Genomic DNA, 17,544 nt, shown 5'->3' with positions numbered 1-17,544 from the left:
GTCTACCAGGCGCGCCGCTGGCGCAGCAGGTACGGACGCTGGAGGCCGTCGGTCGCGCGGGTCCAGATGCCGCGGGCTTCGTGCGCGCAGCTGCCCTCGGTGAAGGGCCCGATCCAGGTGGCGTCGATGTGGGTTCCGTCGGCGGATTGCTCGAGCGCAAAGTCCCCGTCCTCGTCGACGTCGCCCGCGATCCAGGCGGTTTCGCCGCCGGCGTGCAGCGTGCCGCGCACGCTGTCGGGGTGCTCCGGGTTGGGCCCGAGGCGCAACTCGGCCGCGGGCGTCGCCGGGGCTTGCGCGCTGGGGGCGTCGAGCCAATAGACATCCCAGCGGCCGTAAAAATGCGCGGCGCTCAGCGCCCGGGGGTCGGCGCAGGCGGCTGCGGCGTCATCGGGGCCGGGTTGAGGCTGATTTTGGCCGTATGCCAGCGTGAAATGGAGCGATATAGCTATTAAAAACGGAGCAATTCGCAGGCGTTTGTAGAGCGCATTCATGGCGTTTGGCTCGCTTGGGCGCGGCGCGCGAACTCGGCGCGCAAGGCTTTGAGTTTCTCACGCGGGTCCTCGCGCGAGGTCTTCGCGTCGAGCGCCATTTCGGCGATGAAGCGGCTGGGCGCCACGGGCACGCTCTCGCGGCCTCTCTTGCGTCGGCGCGTGTAGCTCACGGTGAGCGTGCGTTGCGCGCGCGTGATGCCCACATACATGAGGCGGCGTTCTTCCTGCAAGCGTTGGGCGTGGTCGAGCGCGGCGGCGCTGTCGGGCTCGGCCTCGGCGGCGTCGCCGGGTTTGAAGGGCAGCAGCCCTTCGTTGACGCCGACGAGCTGCACATGCGGCCACTCCAGGCCCTTGGCCGCGTGCAGGGTCGAGAGCGTGACCACGTCGCGGTCCTGCTCGCGCTCGGAGAGCGTGGAGATGAGCGCCAGGGTCTGCGCCACCTCCAGCACCGACTTGGCTTCGCTGGCCAGGTGCACGCCAGCCTCGTCGTCGATTTCGCCGCCGCAGCGCTTGGCCATCCAGTCGCAGAAGTCGATGACGTTGCCCCAGCGCGCCGCGGCGACCGCCTCGCTGTCCTCGCTATCGTAGAGGTAGCGCTCGTAGCCGATGGCCTGCAGCCAGTCGTCGAGGAAACGCCGCGCGGCTTCGGCCCCGACCGTGTGGCGCGCGCGGTACTGCAGCTCGTTGACGGTGCGGCCGAAGTCGTGCAGCGTGGCGACCGTGCGCGGCGACAGCACGCTGGCCAGGCTGCCCGAAAACAGCGCGCCAAACAGGCTCAGCCGGTAGCGGCTCGCGAACTCGCCCAGGGTGGCGAGCGTCTGGTGGCCGATGCCGCGCTTCGGTGTCGTGGCCGCGCGCAGAAAGGCGGGGTCGTCGTCCTCGTTGGCCCACAGGCGGAACCAGGCGCACAGATCGCGGATTTCGGCGCGGTCGAAAAAGCTCGTGCCGCCCGACACCTTGTACGGAATATTCGCGCGGCGCAGCGCCTTTTCGAAAGGCTTGGCCATGTGGTTGGCGCGGTAGAGGATGGCGAAGTCGCGCCAGTCGCGGTGCGGCGAGGTTTCGCGCAGCGAGAGGATGCGCGCCACCGCCCGCTCGGCCTCGTGTTCCTCGGTGTCGGCATCGACCACGCGCACCGGTTCGCCCTCGCCCAGCTCGGAATACAGCGTCTTCGGAAACAGCTTGGGGTTGGGGCCGATGACGTGGTTGGCCGCGCGCAGGATCGCGCTGGTCGAGCGGTAGTTCTGTTCGAGCTTGATGACCTTGAGCGCGGGAAAGTCCTGCGGCAGCTTCTTGAGGTTGTCCAGCGTTGCGCCGCGCCAGCCGTAGATGCTCTGGTCGTCGTCGCCCACGGCGGTGAAACGAGCTTCGGCCCGTTCGGGGTGGCCCACCAGCAGTTTGAGCAGCTCGTACTGGCTCGCGTTCGTGTCCTGGTATTCGTCCACCAGCACATGACCCAGCGCCGCCTGCCATTTCTGTCGCACCGTCGCGTGCTCGCGCAGCAGCTTGAGCGGCCAGCCGATCAGGTCGTCGAAATCGATGCTCTGGTAGGCGGCCAGCCGCTCCTCGTAGCGCGCCATCAGCGCGGCGAGTTGGCGCTCGCTCTCGTCGCGGGCCGCGGCTGCCGCTCGCGCGGCGTTGAGCCCTTCGTTCTTCCAGCGGCTGATGCCCCAGGCCCAGCGCCGCGCGGTGGCCGTGTCGGTCGTGCCGCCGCAATCTTTGAGGATGCCCACCACATCGTCGGCGTCGAGGATGCTGAACTGTGGCTTGAGCCCCAGCGCTGCGCCGTCTTCGCGCAGGATGCGCACCCCCAGCGCGTGAAAGGTGCACACCAGCACCTTTTTCGCCTCGCGCCCGATGAGCGCGCCCGCGCGCTCGCGCATCTCGGCCGCCGCCTTGTTGGTGAAGGTGATGGCTGCGATGCGCTGCGGCTCGAGCCCCGCGCGGATCAGCCGCGCGATCTTGTGCGTGATGACCCGCGTCTTGCCCGAACCCGCCCCCGCAAGCACCAGGCAAGGCCCGTGGATGTGGTCCACGGCCTGTTGTTGGGCGGGGTTGAGGCGGTCTTTCATCCGGGCGGCAGTCCAAGGGCGGGCGGTGCGGGGCTGCGGATCATACCGGCGCGCGCCTTGCCTTCAGCCCGGCCCCAGCGAGCGCACCAGCGCCATGGCTTCCTCCACGCGCTCGACCGGGTGGATGGTGAGGCCTTCGAAGGCCGCATCCCGCCGCTTGGGCGCGTTGGCTTTGGGCACGACCGCGACCGAAAAGCCCAGCTTGGCCGCCTCGCGCAGCCGCTCCTGACCGCGCGGCGCGGGCCGCACCTCGCCCGCGAGGCCCACCTCGCCAAAGGCCAGAAAGCCCTTGGGCAGCGGCTTGCCGCGCAGGCTCGAGCTGATGGCCAGCATTACCGCCAGGTCGGCTGCGGGTTCGCTGATGCGCACGCCGCCGACCGCGTTGACGAACACATCCTGGTCGGCGCAGGCCACGCCCGCGTGCCGGTGCAGCACCGCGAGCAGCATCGCGAGCCGATCGCGCTCGAGGCCGACTGAGAGCCGCCGCGGGCTCGGGCCGCCGCCATCGACCAGCGCCTGGATTTCCACCAACAGCGGCCGCGTGCCCTCGAGCGTCACCATCACGCAGCTGCCGGCGACCGGCTCGGCGTGCTGCGAGAGGAAGATCGCGCTCGGGTTGCTCACCCCTTTGAGCCCTTTGTCCGTCATGGCGAAAACGCCGATTTCGTTGACGGCGCCAAAGCGGTTTTTGATCGCGCGCACCAGCCGGAAGCTGCTGTGCGTGTCGCCTTCGAAATACAGCACCGTGTCCACCATGTGCTCGAGCACGCGCGGGCCGGCCAGTGCGCCTTCCTTGGTCACATGGCCGACGAGTACGATCGCCGTGCCGCCGCTGCCGTCCACGCCCGAAGCCTTGGCAAAGCGCGTGAGGTGCGCCGCGCACTCGCGCACCTGCGCCACCGAACCCGGCGCTGAACTCAGTTGCTCGGAATACACGGTCTGGATCGAGTCGATCACCGCCACCGCGGGGCGCTCGGCTTCGATCGTGGCAAGGATGCTCTCCAGCGACGTTTCGGCCAGCACCGCCACCTGCGAGCCCTCGATGCCCAGCCGCCGCGCGCGCAGCGCCACCTGCGCGCCGCTTTCCTCGCCGGTGACGTAGAGCGTGCGCAGGCCGCCGCGCTGCAGCGCATCGAGCGCCTGCAGCAGCAGCGTCGATTTGCCGATGCCCGGGTCGCCGCCGATGAGCACCACCGCGCCTTCGACCATGCCGCCGCCGAGCACGCGGTCGAGTTCCTCGTGGCCGGTGGGCGTGCGCGCCACTTCCGCCGCTTCGATCGCCGCCAAAGGCATAAGCTGCGCGCTCGGCGCGAGCGCCGCAAAGCGGTTCTTCGCCGGTGCTGCGGCTTCGGTCACCGATTCGATCAGCGTGTTCCACGCGCCGCAATGCGGGCATTTGCCGAGCCACTTCGGGCTGCTGCCGCCGCATTCGCTGCAGGTGTAGATCGTCTTGTCCTTGGCCATGGGCCGAGCCTACCACCGCGCCGTAGGATCAACGCTGCCTTGGCCATTTCAGCGACACGCCGGCGTCAAATGGTTGGTTGCTGCTCTCAAAACAGGAATTGCCGAGAGGAACGAGCGTTGCCTCAGCGTTTCTCAGGCTTCTTTTCCGTCGCCGTGGAAGCAGCGTCCGCGCTGCGCGGGCCGGAGGGCTCGGCGTCTCCCGCCTGCGCCATGCCGTGGGCCAGCATCGACACCTCGAACAAGCGGGCTTTGCCGAGGTAGTAGCGGTCGAGCCGCCACTCTTCGAGGATGCGCAGCGCCAGCCGGAACTGGTCGTGGTCGAGTGCGCTGTAGAGGTCGGTGAGCGGGAAGTCGGCCTCTTTTTCGAGCGCCAGCACCAGTTTCGCCAGCGTTTTGGCCGCGGGCTCGGTCGGGTTGCGTTCGATGAACTTTCGGGCTTCTTTGATGGCTCGCATGATGTTGGGGCGTGGACGGCGGCCGCATGGGAGCCGGCGCGGCGGATGCCGCAGGCCAGCCCACACCGGGCCAGGTCTCAAGGACAGGGATGCTGAAATTATCCCCGGCCGCCGAGCGCCCCCGGGTGAACTTTTGGTGACGGTTTTTTGAATCCAAGGCAACGCTGAATCAGTTCCCGCGATGGCGCCCGCCCGCCGCCGGGGTGCGCGGCGTGGGAGGGACGGGTTCAGCGTTGCCTTTACGTTCGGGCTCGGGCCTTGAGCCAGCGCATCAAGCCGCCGAGCACCGGGAGCTTTTCGTACAGTTCCTCGGCGGCATCCCAGTAGTCGCGGTGCGCGCGGATGCGGCCGTCCGCGGCCAGGCGCAGGTGGCTCGCGCCGCGGATGCACTGCAGCGTGGCGGTGTCGAAGCGGCGCAGCCGGAAGCGGAAATCCCAGGCCAGGAAAACTTGGTCGCCCTCGGCCATGGTCGCGGTCACGGTGAAGCGGGGCTCATCGAGCGCCGCATACATGTGAGCGAAGATGGCGCGGATGGCGGCGCTGCCGCGCACCTCGTTGAACGGGTCTTTGAACGCGGCGTCTTCGGTGTAGATCGCGTCGATGCGATCGAGCGCGGCGGGGCTCAGGGTCTCGAAATAGTGGCGGATGCGCGCGGCGGCTTGCGCGGCGTCGATGGGAGGCATGTTCACAGGCCCGTGGTGCGGCGCACGGCGGCGAAATACAGTCGATCCGGCAGCACGCGCAGGAACTGCAGCCACAGGGTGAAGCGACGCGGGAAGTGGATGTCGAAGCGCCCCTTCGCCCAGCCGCGCAGCATGGCATCGGCCGCCTGGGGCGGCGTGAGCAGCGCGGGCATGGCGAAATCGTTTTGCGCGGTCAGCGGGGTCTGCACGAAGCCGGGGTTGATGACGCTCACGCCCAGGCCGAGCGGGCGCAGGTCGAGGTAGAGCGTTTCGGCGAGGTTGATCAGCGCAGCTTTGGTCGGCCCATAGGCCAGGCCCTGCGGCAGCCCGCGCCAACCGGCGACGCTGCTGATCAGCGACACATGGCCGCTGCCGCGCGCCAGCAGCGCGGGCAACACCGCGTCGAGCACGCGCAGCGCGCCGCGGTAGTTGACTTCGTCGTGGCGCAGCATGTCGGCCAAGTCGAAGCGCGTGGCGCGCTGCGGCCGGTAGTGGCCCGCGCAGTAGAGCACCAGATCGGGCAGGCCACCAGCTTCCACACGCCGCGCGGCCGCAGCGACGCTTGCGGTGTCGGTCACGTCGAGCGCGACCGCCTCGGCCCAGGGCCGACCCTGGGCGTCCACGCCGGGGTGGGTGTCGACGAAGCGGCGCAGCGCGACCTCGTCGCGTGCCGAGACGACCACCCGCGCGCCGCGCGCCAGCAGCGCGATCGCGGTGGCGAGCCCGATGCCGCTCGAAGCGCCCACGAGCCAGGCCCGCCGGCCGCTCCAGTCGGTGATCGGCGGGTTCAGCGGGTCCCAGAGCGTGGGGCTGGACACGGAAGCAGCCGAGGTTCGGGGCGCGGGCGGTGCCTCGCGCAGGCTGCGGCTCATGAGGCACTCCGTTTGAGGAAGGACAGCGTCACCTCGCCCAGACGGATGCCCCATTTGCTCATGACCGCTTTGTTGAGCATGACGCGCTCGTCCATCAGGTACATCCAGTCATCGAACTGCACCTCCCAGACCCGCCCGTCGACCGGCAACGCCAGCGTGTAGCGCCAGTTGAACGCATTGCCGCTGGCCTCGCCTTCGGCGCTGCCCACGACATCGTCGGCGCTGCCGGTGTAGCGGCCGTCGGCATGACGCACCAGGCGCCAGATGCGCCGCTGGGTGCTGCCGTCGGCGTAGGTGAACGCTTCGTCGAGAACGCCACGGTCGCCCTCCCAGCGACAGTCCATGACCACCGTGAAGCGCTTGACGACTTTGCCTGAGCGGTCGGTGAACACGCCCCAGGCATCCACCGTGCCGTTGAAGTATTGGCGCAGATCGAGCAGCGGCCGCTCGGCCGCGTAATCGCGCACCTCTGGCCCGGCGCAGGCGGCGAGCAAGCCGCTGCCGGCGAGCGCCGTGAGGATGCGCAAGGCGCGCCGCCGCGCAGGGGTTTGGGGCTTGTGGCGAAACGGGATGGGCATGGGATTCATGGGTGGATCTCCAGTCGTAGCGGCCCCGGGGCCAGGGCATGCGCGCGGATGAGGGCGTAGTGCAAGGCTGCGGCCGCTGCGAGCTTGAGCGCGCAGGGCAGCACGGCATATGCGACGGTCAGGGCCGTCAGCGCCGCTGGGTCGCGCGCGCCGGGGCTGTAGCCCAGAAGCGCCAGCAGCGGCAGCGCCACGCCGGCGGCGAGCGCGAGGTTGAGTTTGGTCGCCAGCGCCCACCAACCGAAATACGCGCCGTCGCTGCGGCCGCGTTCGCCGTGGGCGTCGATCTGGCCTGCCAACAGCGCACCGGGCAGCGCCAGGTCCGTGCCGAGTGCCAGGCCCGAGAGCACACACACCGCGTAATAGCCGCCGAGGTCGCCCGCGCCCAACCCGGCGGCTCCGGCAAAGGTCAGCACCGCCAACACCATGCCGGCAAGCCAGGTGCGCGCGAGCCCCAGCTGCGGCACCGCGCGCAGCCACAACGGCAGCGACAGGACCGCAGCACCGAAATACAGCAGCAGCGCGAGGGCCGCACTGCTGGCCGGGGCTTGCAAGCGGTCTTGCACGAAAAACAGCATCAGCGTCGCTGGCACGGCGCTGGCCGTGCCGTTGAGCATGAACACCGCGAGCAGCCGCCGAAAGTCCGCCCGCCGCAGTGGCTGCATCAGCGCTGACCAGCCAGTCACGCCACTCGTGCGCGGCGCAGCCGTCGGCCGCGGTGCCCGGCGCCAGCCGAGCCAGCCCGCGAGCAGCGCCAGCGCCAAGGCCGCCGCCGTCCAGCCCAAGCCCACGAGCGAGGGCAGGCTGGCCGCGAGCAGCACCCCGGCCAGCCCGGCGCCCTCACGCCAGGCGAAGATGCGGGCGCGCTGCGCCTCGTCGCCGCCGAGTTGCGCGCCCCAGGCCTGGTGCGTGACCGTCAAGAGGCTGTAGGCGCCATAGGTCAGGGCCAGCGCACCCGCAGCCCAGGCGAGCAGCGCGGCGCCGCCCGTCACCGGCGGAAAGAACAGCGCCACGAAGCCCAGCGCCAGCGCCAGCGCGGCCACCGCCCCGGCGGCGAGCGCGGCGCCCGGTCCGCGGCGCAGCAATGCGTCGGCGAGGCGGCCGAGTGCCGGGTCCACCGCCGCGTCGAGCAGCCGCAGCGCGAGCAGCAAGGCGCCCAGCGTGGCCAGCGGCACGCCGAACTGGCGCGCGTAGTGGTCGGGCAAGGTCACGTAGAGCGGCAGCGCGACGAAGGCCAGCGGCAGACCCAGCGCGCCATAGCGCAAGCCGTCGCGCCGGTCGAAGGCGGCTGCGGGCGGTGGCGCGGCGGTGGGGGCGGTCATAGGGGGCTCGCGTGGGGGAGATCGTGGTGCACCGGGACTCAGGACGCGCCGAGCGGCGCCAGCAGCGCTTCGCGCAGCGCGGGCTCGGAGGTTTGCGGCGCGAGCCAGATGCCAAAGAAGCGCTCGGCGAACGCCGGATCGGGGTTGGGCTCGGCCCAGGGCCGGCCGTTGTAGTAAAAGCGCACGCCGCGCCCGGGCTCATGCACGCCGGTGAGGCGGTCGCCAGGCTGCACGTCGGGCAGGTTGCGCGCGAGCCAGTCACGCCAGCGTTCGGCCTGCGCGGGGTCGATCGGTCCGCTGCGGCGCATCTCCTCGATCGACCGCCGCGCGATGTCCTCGGCTTTGAAGCCGCGCCGGTAGCGCAATTCAAGGCTGAACGGCGCGCGCGCGTACTCGGCGGCGCGAAAACCCGGCGCTGCGCACAGCCGCGCGGTATAGACCTCGAAGCCCCAGACACGCAGCAAGACCTCGCCGCTGCAGCGGGCTGCCTCGGCCCCGGGGACGGTCGCGGCGGTGGCTGAGCCCTGGGCCGCCGCGGGGGCGATCAAAATCGCCGATACCAGGCAAAAACCCAGGATCGCCGGCGTGAAATGGTGCTCGGTAGCTATGAAAAAAGGAGTTTTCCCGCACCGGCGAACCGGTCGTTGCGCGAAGGCGGGGGTGGCGGCACTCATGGCTTTTGCAGCGTGTACTGCACCACGTCGCAGTTGGCTTCGGCGAAGGCGGCTTCGCAATAGGCGAGGTAGAACTCCCAGGTGCGGATGAAGCCCTCATCGAAGCCCAGCGCCTGCACCCGCGCGCGCTCGCCCAGGAAGCGCTCGCGCCAGCGCCGCAGCGTCTCGGCATAGTCGAGCCCAAACGCGAATTCATCCACCACCCGCAGACCCGCAGCTTTGGCCGCACGGCGAAATTCGCTCGGGCACGGCAGGCAGCCGCCGGGGAAGACGTATTGTTGGATGAAGTCGGTCGACTGGATGTAGCGCGGCCACAGCTCGTCAGCGATCACGATGCTTTGGATGCAGGCGCGGCCACCGGGTTTGAGCAGCCGCGCCACGGTCTCGAAATAGGTCGGCCAATATTCGCGGCCCACGGCTTCGACCATCTCGATCGACAGAATCGCATCGAACGCAGCGTCGTCGATGTCGCGGTAGTCCTGCAGCCGCAGGTCGGCGCGCTGGCCCGTCCAGGCCAGCCGCGCGCGGGCGTAGTCGAGCTGCTCGGTCGAGAGCGTCACGCCCGTGACCTGTGCACTGAACTCCACCGCCGCCATCTCGGCCAGCGCGCCCCAGCCGCAACCGATTTCCAGCACCCGGTCGCCGCTTTCGACGCCGGCCATGCGCAGTGCCCGACGGACCTTGGCGTGCTGCGCCTGGGCGAGCGGCTGGTCGAAGTCGCCGTCGAACCAGGCGCTCGAGTAATTCATGGTGCCGTCGAGCCAAAGCTCATAGAAAGCATTGCCCAAGTCGTAGTGCGCATGGATGTTCTTGCGGCTTTTGGCGCGCGTGTTGCGGTTGAGCAGGTGCCGCAGGCGGTAGAGCGCCCGACCCCACCAGTGGCCATAAATCACGTCCTCGACCTCGCGGCGGTTGCGCACCAGGACGCGCAGCAAGTCGGCCAGGTTCGGCGTGGTCCACTCGCCAGCGATAAAGCTCTCGGCAAAGCCGATGTCGCCCGACTTGAGCGAGCGCGTGCACGGCGCCCATGAGCGCAGCGTGATCGCCGCGTGGGGCCGCTCCCCCGAGCCGAAGCACAGGCTTTGGCCGCCGGGCAGTTGCACGGTCAGGGTGCCGTGCCGCAGGCGCTGCAGCAGTCGCAAGACCTGGCGCGCCGCAGCAGGCGCATCGACGGGCAGGGCGTGGCTCGGGGCAGTGGTGCTGTTCATGGGCGGTCGGCGTCCGTGAAGAGGTGGGTTGAAGGAGGCAAGGGCGTTCAACCTAAAGCCGGCAGTTGGGCGCGCCCGAGGGCGACTCGAACGGGTGCGCAGCGCTCACCCAAACGGTGAAGGGCCTGTGCGCCGAAAATTGTTGAAACATCAACATCTTGCTTTTCGCGAGTAGCGGTCAACTGCCGGATTTAGGTTCAAAGCTGCCGCGTCACCGGCTCGGCGGGCGGCTCGGGTTTGGCGTGGAAAGGCACGCGCGCGAGCCACAGCCGCAGCGCATGCCAATGAATGCGCGCAATGACCCCGAAGCTCTGTGCGGGATAGCGCCAGAAGACACGGCGCAGCGCGGCGGCGCTGGCGGGCTCGAGGGCGCCGCTCAAGGCGGTTTGAATCAGCGGCCCCTGCGCGTCGTCGTGCTCCACACGCGCGACGATGCGCTCCACGCCGTCATGCCAGGTGCGCAGAAAACGAAAGCGGTAGCCGCCTTCCACGCGGCAAAACGGTGAGACGTGAAACACCTTGTGCGCCTGCGCTTGCGCGCCCCAGCGCGGCGCGTCGAGCAAATAGCAATGGCGCTCACCAAAGGTGTTGTTGACCTCGGCGACGATCGCGCGCAGCGTGCCGTCGTGGCGGTGCGCGTACCAAAAGCTCACGGGCTTGAAGGTATAGCCCAGCACCCGCGGGTAGGTTTGCAGCCAGATTTCCCCGTCCGCGTCGGCGATGCCTTCGCGCTGCAGCAGTTCTTCGAGCCAGCCGAGCGCACCGCCGGCCGCCACCGCACGGCCGTCGCCGTGGTCACGCTCATCGAAGCTCAGCGCCGCCCGACGGTTGACGGCGAGCGCCAGCGCGGCCGACGGGTCCGCGCGCAGCGTGCGCATGGGCAGCATCAGGAAATACGTGGGGTAGGCAAACGCGTGGTGCTGGGGACGCAGCCGCGTGTGGCGCACCTCGCCCAAGCCCAGCATCGCGACGGGCCGGGGTGGGGTGTGGGACTTCGGGTTCACGCGGCCTCCGCGCGTGCGGCTTCGGGCCGCTCCAGTTCGGTCGCGAGCAGGCTGCGCGCCGCCGCCAGCCCCGATTGCAAGCCGTCCTCGTGAAAGCCGTACCCCATCCACGCGCCCGCAAACCAGGTGTGGTTGTGGCCTTGCAGCGTCTGCAGCCGGCGCTGTGCTGCGATGGCCGCCAGGTCGAACACCGGGTGTGCGTAGTCCATGCGCCGCAGCACCCGGCTGGGATCGATCGGCCGCACGGGGTTGAGCGAGACGATCACGGGCTGCGCAAACGGCAGGGGTTGCAGCCGGTTGAGCAGGTAGTGCAAGCAGACGCGGCCGCGCTCGGTGCCATCGTCGGCGGCGCGCTCGTAGTTCCACGCCGCCCAGGCGCGGCGTCGCTGGGGCAGCACGGAGGTGTCGGTGTGCAACACGGCCTCATTGCGTTGGTAGCCGATGGCGCCGAGCAGTGCGCGTTCGTCTGCGCTGGGCTCGGCGAGCAGCGCCAGCGCCTGGTCGCTGTGGGTGGCGAGCACCAGGCGGTCGAACACCTCGCTGCCGCTGGCCGTGTGAATGCGCACGCCGCCGCGCGGCTGGGCTGGGTGGCGCTCGATGCGCAGCACCGGCGTGGCCAAACGCGCATCACGCAGCCCGCGCACGATGGCCTGCACATAGTGACGTGCGCCACCCGCGACCGTCCACCACTGCGGCCGCTGGGTGATTTGCAGCAAGCCGTGGTTGTGGCAGAAGCGAATCATCGTGGCGACGGGGAAGCGCAGCATCTGTGCGGTCGGGCAGCTCCAGATGCAGCCGAGCATGGGCAGCAAATAGCCCTCGCGGAACTCAGCGCCGAAGCCTTCGGTTTCGAGCCAGTCGCCGAGCGGTTGCGCGAGTGCCGCGTCTGCACCGCTGCGCGCAAGGGCTGTCGCCCGGCGGTTGAAGCGCAGCAGGTCGGCGAGCATGCGCCAAAAGCGCGGGCGGACCAGGTTGCGACGCTGGGCGAAGACGGTGTCGAGGTTCGAGCCGCTCCACTCGAGCGCTTGCGCGCCGAGCACGCCCTTGGCCTGGACCGAGAACGACATGTCGGATTTCGCCGTCGTCACGCCGAGTTCGGCAAAGAGCGCGATCAGCCCGGGATAGGTCCGCTCGTTGAACACCAGAAAGCCGGTGTCTACACCGTGTGTGACGGGTCGGCCGTCGGCACCCGGCAGGGTCACGTCGACCGTGTTGGTGTGGCCGCCGAAGTAGGGGCCAGCCTCGAACAGGGTGATGTCGGCGTGGTGTGTCAGCCGGTGGGCGGCCGCGAGGCCCGAGATGCCCGAGCCGACGATGGCCACGCGCGGCTTCATCGCGCACCTCCGGTCGGGGCCGAATACAAAGCTGCTGCGAAGCGCCCCTGGGGGAAGGAGGGAGGGAGGGAGGAGGAGAACCGCCCTGGGGCTGATCCACGCCGACGTTCGACGCTTAGGCTTCGCAGCAGAAAAAACGGCGGGCGGCTTGGGCCGCCGACCTCGGTTATGACCGCAGCTCCGGCGTTCGAGTTCCGCCCGGCGCGGCACCCGGGCGTGTAAAGTTTTGTAAGCCCGGGCGGGGCGCTGGCGCTGCGGTTCATGAATGCCTCGTTTGGTTGGTTGCTTCGCAGTCGTATTATGACTGTATGGTCGCATTATGAACACGAAGGCTCAGCGCAAGGCAAGTTGTTTTTCAATCTCCCTGATGAACGCGCGGTCTTCGGGGCTGGTCATGCTGCTGTAGGCATCGACGACGCGGCCGTCGCGGCCGATCAGGTATTTGTAGAAATTCCAGCGCGGCCGGGTGCCGGTGGCCTGCGCGAGTTGGCGGAACAAGGGGTGCGCCTGTTCGCCCGTGACGTGCGTCGCGACGAACATCGGGAATTTCACGCCGTAGGTGTTTTCGCAGAACTCGGCGATCTTGCGGTTGCTGTCGGCTTCCTGGTTGAAGTCGTTGGACGGGAAACCCAGCACCACCAGCCCCCGGTCCTTGTAGCGGGCGTACAGCGCCTCTAGCCCTTTGTACTGCGGCGTGAAGCCGCAAAAGCTCGCGGTATTGACGACCAGCACGACCTTGCCGGCGTACTGGCAGAGGTTCTGGGGCTTTTCATCCTGCAGTCGGGGCACGGTGTGCTGCAAGATCGCCGGGCAGCTGGCCGAGCCCGCGCTGCTGGCGGCCGGCGCAGGTGCGGGCGCCGTCTGAGCCGAGGCCATGCCACCGAGCAGCGCCAGGGCCAGACCGACGAACGCCAGGCGTGGGAAGACCGATACCGAAGTGCGCATGAAACTCTCCAAGTCAAAACATGACTGGAGAGTTTACGCATAAAAGCCCGCGTTGTCAGGCGCGGGCTTTCGGAGGAGGCTGATGCGTGCCTGGTCAATCGGCCGCGGCGAGCAGCGCGTTGACGCGGCGCACGTAGGCGGCGGGGTCTTCGGGCAGGGCGCCGTCGGCGAGCACGGCCTGATCCAGCAGGATCTGCGCCAGATCGTCGAAGCGGCTGCCCTCGGCGTTTTCGAGTTTCTGCACCAGCGGATGCGCGGGGTTCACCTCGAGGATGGGTTTGACCTCGGGCACCTTCTGGCCCGCGGCTTTGAGCATGCGCGCCAGTTGCGGGCTCATGCCGCCTTCGGGCACGACGAGGCAGGCCGGACTGTCGACCAGGCGGGCGCTCACACGCACGTCCTCGACGCGTTCACCGAGCGCGGTCTTGAGCCGCTCGAGCACGGGCTTGAAGGCGGTGCTGGCTTCTTCCACCGCCTTTTTCTCGGCCTCGTCCTGGAGCTTGGCCAGATCGGCCTCGCCGCGCGCGACCGATTGCAGCGGCGTGCCCTCGAATTCGGTGAGGAAGTTCATCGCCCACTCGTCGACCCTGTCGGTCATCAGCAGCACCTCGATGCCCTTCTTTCGGAACAGCTCGAGCTGCGGGCTGTTCTTGGCGGCGGCGAGGCTTTCGGCGGTGAGGTAGTAGATGGCTTCCTGGCCCTCTTTCATGCGCGCCTTGTAGTCGGCGAGGGAGACGCTCGGCGTGTCGCTCTGCGTCGATGCAAAGCGCAGCAGCTTCGCGATCCGGTCGCGGTTGGCGAGGTCTTCGCCCAAGCCTTCCTTGAGCACGGCGCCGAACTCGCTCCAGAAGGTCGTGTACTTGCCGGCCTTGGCCTTGTCTTCGTCGGACAGGGCTGCGGCCGCCTCGCCCTCGGGCAGCCGATCGTGCGCGGCCAGGTCTTCGAGCAGCGCGAGCACGCGACGGGTGTTGCCTTCGCGGATGGCCTTGACGTCGCGGCTCTCCTGCAGCAGCTCACGGCTGACGTTGAGCGGCAGGTCGTTCGAGTCGACCACGCCCTTGATGAAGCGCAGGTAAGCGGGCAGCAAGGCCTCGGCGTCGTCCATGATGAACACGCGCTTGACGTAGAGCTTGAGGCCGCTCTTGCGCTCGCGCAGCCACAGGTCGTGCGGCGCGTGTTTGGGGATGTAGAGCAGTTGGATGTATTCGGTCGAGCCCTCGACGCGGTTGTGCGTCCAGGCCAGCGGCGGCTCGAAGTCGTGCGTGATCTGCTGGTAGAACGCGATGTACTGCTCGTCGGTGATGTCTTTCTTGGGCCGCGTCCACAGCGCCGTGGCCTGGTTGATGGTTTCCCACTCCCCGGTCTTGACCATGCGGCCGGGCTCTCCGTCCTTGCCCTCCTGCCAGGTTTCCTTCTCCAGCAGGATCGGCAGGCTGATGTGGTCGGCGTACTTGCGCACGATCTCCTTGATCTTCCAGGCGCTGGCGTATTCGAGCGCGTCCTCGCGCAGATGCAGGATCACGCTCGTGCCGCGGGCTTCGCGTGTGATCGGCTCGACCTCGAAGGCGCCGGTGCCCTCGCTGGACCAGCGCACACCGGCGTCGCTCGAGAGGCCCGCGCGGCGCGACTCCACCGTGATGCGGTCGGCGACGATGAAGCCCGAATAAAAGCCCACGCCGAACTGGCCGATGAGCTGGGCGTCTTGCTTCTGGTCGCCGGTGAGGCGGCTGAAGAACTCGCGCGTGCCGCTCTTGGCAATCGTGCCCAGGTGCTCGATGGCCTCCTGCTCGCTCATGCCGATGCCGTTGTCGGTGATGGTCAGCGTGCGCGCATCGCGGTCGTAGCTGATGCGGATTTCCAACTGGGGCTGATCTTCATACAGCGCGGGGTTGGCCAGCGCCTCGAAGCGCAGCTTGTCGCAGGCGTCCGAGGCGTTGGAGATCAGCTCGCGCAAAAAAATGTCTTTGTTCGAGTAGAGCGAATGCGTCACGAGGTGTAGCAGTTGCGCCACCTCGGCTTGGAAGGAATGGGTGTGCTTGGTCATCGTCATCAGAGATTGGGAAACACAAACGAACCGCAGCCGCGGCCGCCGCTGCGCGGTCACGCAAAGCCGTTCAGTTGGGGCCGTGGCCGCGGGCTTTCAAGGGGCAAGACGGGGCGAGCGCTGGGCGCAGACCGGCGCGAGCCAGCGTTCGAGCCGGGCGGCGACCTCGGTGCTCGACAGCAGCCCGAGGTGTCCGGTGCGCCAGGCGATGTGCCGGTGTGAATGCGTCACCTGCAGCCGGCGCCGCGGCTCGGGGTGGTCCCCCAGGGCGCTCGGGAGCGGCACGAGGCCGTCGCCAAGCAGCCGCTCGGCGAGTCGGTTGCCTCGGCCGGCCAGCGTGGCCGCCACGAGGAAACAGTCCACGCCAGCGGGCAGCGGCACCGGGGTGCGGCGGTCGGGCGCGGCGGCGAAGCGGTCCGCGCCGCGCCAGTCGCTCTCGAGCACCGCGCCATAACGCAGATCCGTGATGCCGGCGCTGCGCAGCTGGCCCAGGCGCGCCAGCGGTGCCGTCCAGGGCGTTGCGGCCAGCAGCAGATCGACCCCGTGGCCCGCGCGCTCGAGCGGTGCGCCGTGGTGCGGCGTACCGAGAAACACCATCGCCTGCAGCCGCGCGGGCCAGGCATGGCCGGCGGCCTGCGCGGCGTGGACGGCGCTGCGCATCACGAGGCCGCCCATGCTGTGACCGAGCAACACGAGCCGACGGACGGGTCGCGGCCAGACGGCCAGGAGCTGCTCGAGCCGCTCGGCCAAATTCCGGCCGTTGTCGGAGATGTGCAGGCCGCTGTTGTAGCGCAGGTACAGCGCGGTGCAGTCGAACGCCGCCGAGAGCTGGGCGCCGTGGTCATGACCGTCTCGTCGCCACTGCGCGTCGCCCATGCACAGGCCGTGCACGAGCACGAGCAGATCCTCGCGCGTCGCCGTGCCGACCTGCCGGGCCAGCGCGCCCGGGTCGTCCAGCGGGAGGGCGCGGCCGGCCAGGCGCAGTTCCATCGGGATCGCCAGCGGGCTGTGCTCCGCGGCCAGTCGGTCACCGAGCACGCCGTTGAGCGCCGACAGCACGGCCTCGCGCTCGGGAGATTCTGGTGCATCGGGGGCCACCCGCTCGGCGTGCGGCAGCCACGCGGCCAGTGCGGCGTCGAGGCTGCGTCCGACCAGCGTCGTGATGCCGCGCACGCTGCGGTAGACCTGGCCGGTGAGCCCCGTCGTTCGCCCGCGGACCGCCGCTTCGGGTGCGCCCAATGTGCGCCGCACGGCCTGATGCACGCCCTCGGTGACGCGGATGACGCCTTGGGTCGCCGCCAAGGCCAGGCGCGCCGCCGCGCGCAGGTCCTCGGGCCGCAGATGCATGCTCCGGGGCGGGCTGCTCGGCGCCGCCGGGTCTACGCCGGCTGCGCTGGACGCTGGCTGCGGCGCGGCAGCCAGCGGGGCGGGGGGTACGGGCGGGGTGTTCAGCGGGCGCTCCCCTCAAAACCGTTCATCGGGGCCGAGGTAGCGCCATTGGCCGAGCGGCAGGCGGCCGAGCATCACGCGGCCGATGCGCACGCGCTTCAAGCCCACCACGGTCAGCCCGACGAGCGCGCACATGCGGCGAATCTGGCGCTTGCGGCCTTCGGTGAGCACGAAGCGCAGTTGCTCCTCGTTTTGCCATTCGACCCGGGCGGGCTTGAGCCGCACGCCGTCGAGGGTCAGGCCGTGGCGCAGCCGCGCCAGCGCTTCGGGCGGAACGACCGAGCGCACATCGACGCTGGCCATCGCGTCCTCGCGCCCTGGGGCGAGCGGGCCGCCGCCGCTGGCCGCGCCGCTCGGGTCGTAGCGCACGCGCACGAGGTATTCCTTTTCGATCGTGGAGTCCTCGCCGATCAGCGTGCGGGCGACGCGTCCGTCCTGCGTGAGCACGAGCAGGCCGGTCGAGTCGATGTCGAGCCGTCCCGCGGGCGCGAGGCCGCGCAGTTGAGCGCTCGAAAAGCGCAGACGGCTCCCGTCCTCGCGCCAGTGGTTGCGGGGTTCGATCAGCGTCACGGCCGGTGCGTGGCCGTCCTCGGCCTGGCCGCTCACGAAGCCGATGGGCTTGTGCAGCAAGATGGTGACACGCTGGGCCTGCTCGCCGGTGGCCTGGCGGTCGACGCTGATGCGCGCGTCGGGGCGCACTTTGGTGCCCATCTCGGCAACGACGCCATCGACGCGGACCCAGCCGCGTTCGATCCAGGCGTCGGCTTCGCGGCGCGAGCACAGGCCAAGCTCGGCCATGCGTTTGTTGAGGCGCACGGGCTCACCGTGGCCGGCCGGCGGCGGTGCAGTCTGGGGCCGGGTGCTGCTGGACGCGGCGTTGGGCCGGGGCGGCTTGGAATCGGGGCGGCGCTGGGGCGCGCCGGGCGGCGGGCGGGTGCTCATG

At 69.4% G+C, this 17,544-nt stretch carries 16 protein-coding genes; all 16 read right to left on the bottom strand.

All coding sequences use genetic code 11. The features are described from left to right. Positions 1-2: 2 nt before the first annotated feature. Positions 3-491 (bottom strand): hypothetical protein, encoded by a 489-nt coding sequence (locus EDC62_RS09130; protein WP_124222890.1) that lies wholly within the window; start codon positions 489-491, stop codon positions 3-5. Next, entirely contained in the window at positions 488-2,563 is a 2,076-nt protein-coding gene (locus EDC62_RS09125) for an ATP-dependent helicase (protein ID WP_124222887.1), read from the bottom strand. Before EDC62_RS09125 ends, EDC62_RS09130 begins: the two co-directional genes overlap by 4 nt. Positions 2,564-2,626: 63 nt before the next feature. Next, positions 2,627-4,027 (bottom strand): DNA repair protein RadA, encoded by a 1,401-nt coding sequence (radA, locus tag EDC62_RS09120; protein WP_124222885.1) that lies wholly within the window; start codon positions 4,025-4,027, stop codon positions 2,627-2,629. 122 nt (positions 4,028-4,149) lie between these two features. Then, positions 4,150-4,482 carry a hypothetical protein gene (locus EDC62_RS09115; protein ID WP_245968823.1) on the bottom strand — a complete coding sequence of 111 codons (333 nt, stop codon included), beginning with the start codon at positions 4,480-4,482 and terminating at the stop codon, positions 4,150-4,152. 239 nt (positions 4,483-4,721) lie between these two features. Continuing rightward, positions 4,722-5,165, bottom strand: a complete 444-nt coding sequence (locus EDC62_RS09110; protein WP_124222883.1) for a nuclear transport factor 2 family protein — start codon at positions 5,163-5,165, stop codon at positions 4,722-4,724. Positions 5,166-5,167: 2 nt separating this feature from the next. After that, complete coding sequence (locus EDC62_RS09105) at positions 5,168-6,037, bottom strand: SDR family NAD(P)-dependent oxidoreductase (protein WP_124222881.1); 870 nt, start codon at positions 6,035-6,037, stop codon at positions 5,168-5,170. Then, entirely contained in the window at positions 6,034-6,615 is a 582-nt protein-coding gene (locus EDC62_RS09100; protein WP_124223253.1) for a DUF3833 domain-containing protein, read from the bottom strand. Before EDC62_RS09100 ends, EDC62_RS09105 begins: the two co-directional genes overlap by 4 nt. Before the next feature lie 5 nt (positions 6,616-6,620). Then, complete coding sequence (locus tag EDC62_RS09095; RefSeq protein ID WP_124222879.1) at positions 6,621-7,943, bottom strand: MFS transporter; 1,323 nt, start codon at positions 7,941-7,943, stop codon at positions 6,621-6,623. 38 nt (positions 7,944-7,981) lie between these two features. Then, entirely contained in the window at positions 7,982-8,617 is a 636-nt protein-coding gene (locus tag EDC62_RS09090) for a chalcone isomerase family protein (RefSeq protein ID WP_124222877.1), read from the bottom strand. After that, positions 8,614-9,825, bottom strand: coding sequence for an SAM-dependent methyltransferase (locus EDC62_RS09085; RefSeq protein WP_124222875.1), 1,212 nt, complete (start codon positions 9,823-9,825; stop codon positions 8,614-8,616). Before EDC62_RS09085 ends, EDC62_RS09090 begins: the two co-directional genes overlap by 4 nt. Positions 9,826-10,022: 197 nt before the next feature. Continuing rightward, positions 10,023-10,790, bottom strand: a complete 768-nt coding sequence (locus tag EDC62_RS09080; RefSeq protein ID WP_124223251.1) for a DUF1365 domain-containing protein — start codon at positions 10,788-10,790, stop codon at positions 10,023-10,025. 35 nt (positions 10,791-10,825) lie between these two features. Further along, positions 10,826-12,163: an NAD(P)/FAD-dependent oxidoreductase gene (locus tag EDC62_RS09075; protein ID WP_124222873.1), complete on the bottom strand. Its 1,338-nt coding sequence runs from the start codon at positions 12,161-12,163 to the stop codon at positions 10,826-10,828. 333 nt (positions 12,164-12,496) lie between these two features. Then, positions 12,497-13,108, bottom strand: a complete 612-nt coding sequence (locus EDC62_RS09070) for a glutathione peroxidase (protein WP_124222871.1) — start codon at positions 13,106-13,108, stop codon at positions 12,497-12,499. A gap of 94 nt (positions 13,109-13,202) precedes the next feature. Further along, on the bottom strand, positions 13,203-15,152 hold the full coding sequence (gene htpG, locus EDC62_RS09065) for a molecular chaperone HtpG (protein WP_124223249.1): 1,950 nt from the start codon (positions 15,150-15,152) through the stop codon (positions 13,203-13,205). 96 nt (positions 15,153-15,248) lie between these two features. Then, positions 15,249-16,499 (bottom strand): esterase/lipase family protein, encoded by a 1,251-nt coding sequence (locus EDC62_RS09060; protein ID WP_124222869.1) that lies wholly within the window; start codon positions 16,497-16,499, stop codon positions 15,249-15,251. Positions 16,500-16,616: 117 nt separating this feature from the next. Then, positions 16,617-17,543, bottom strand: a complete 927-nt coding sequence (locus EDC62_RS09055; protein WP_124222867.1) for a pseudouridine synthase — start codon at positions 17,541-17,543, stop codon at positions 16,617-16,619. Position 17,544 lies beyond the last annotated feature (1 nt).

Source organism: Tibeticola sediminis (assembly GCF_003843835.1).
Classification (GTDB): domain Bacteria; phylum Pseudomonadota; class Gammaproteobacteria; order Burkholderiales; family Burkholderiaceae_C; genus Tibeticola; species Tibeticola sediminis.
Note: the sequence above shows the minus strand (reverse complement) of the source record. Positions and strands in the feature narration are given on the sequence as shown.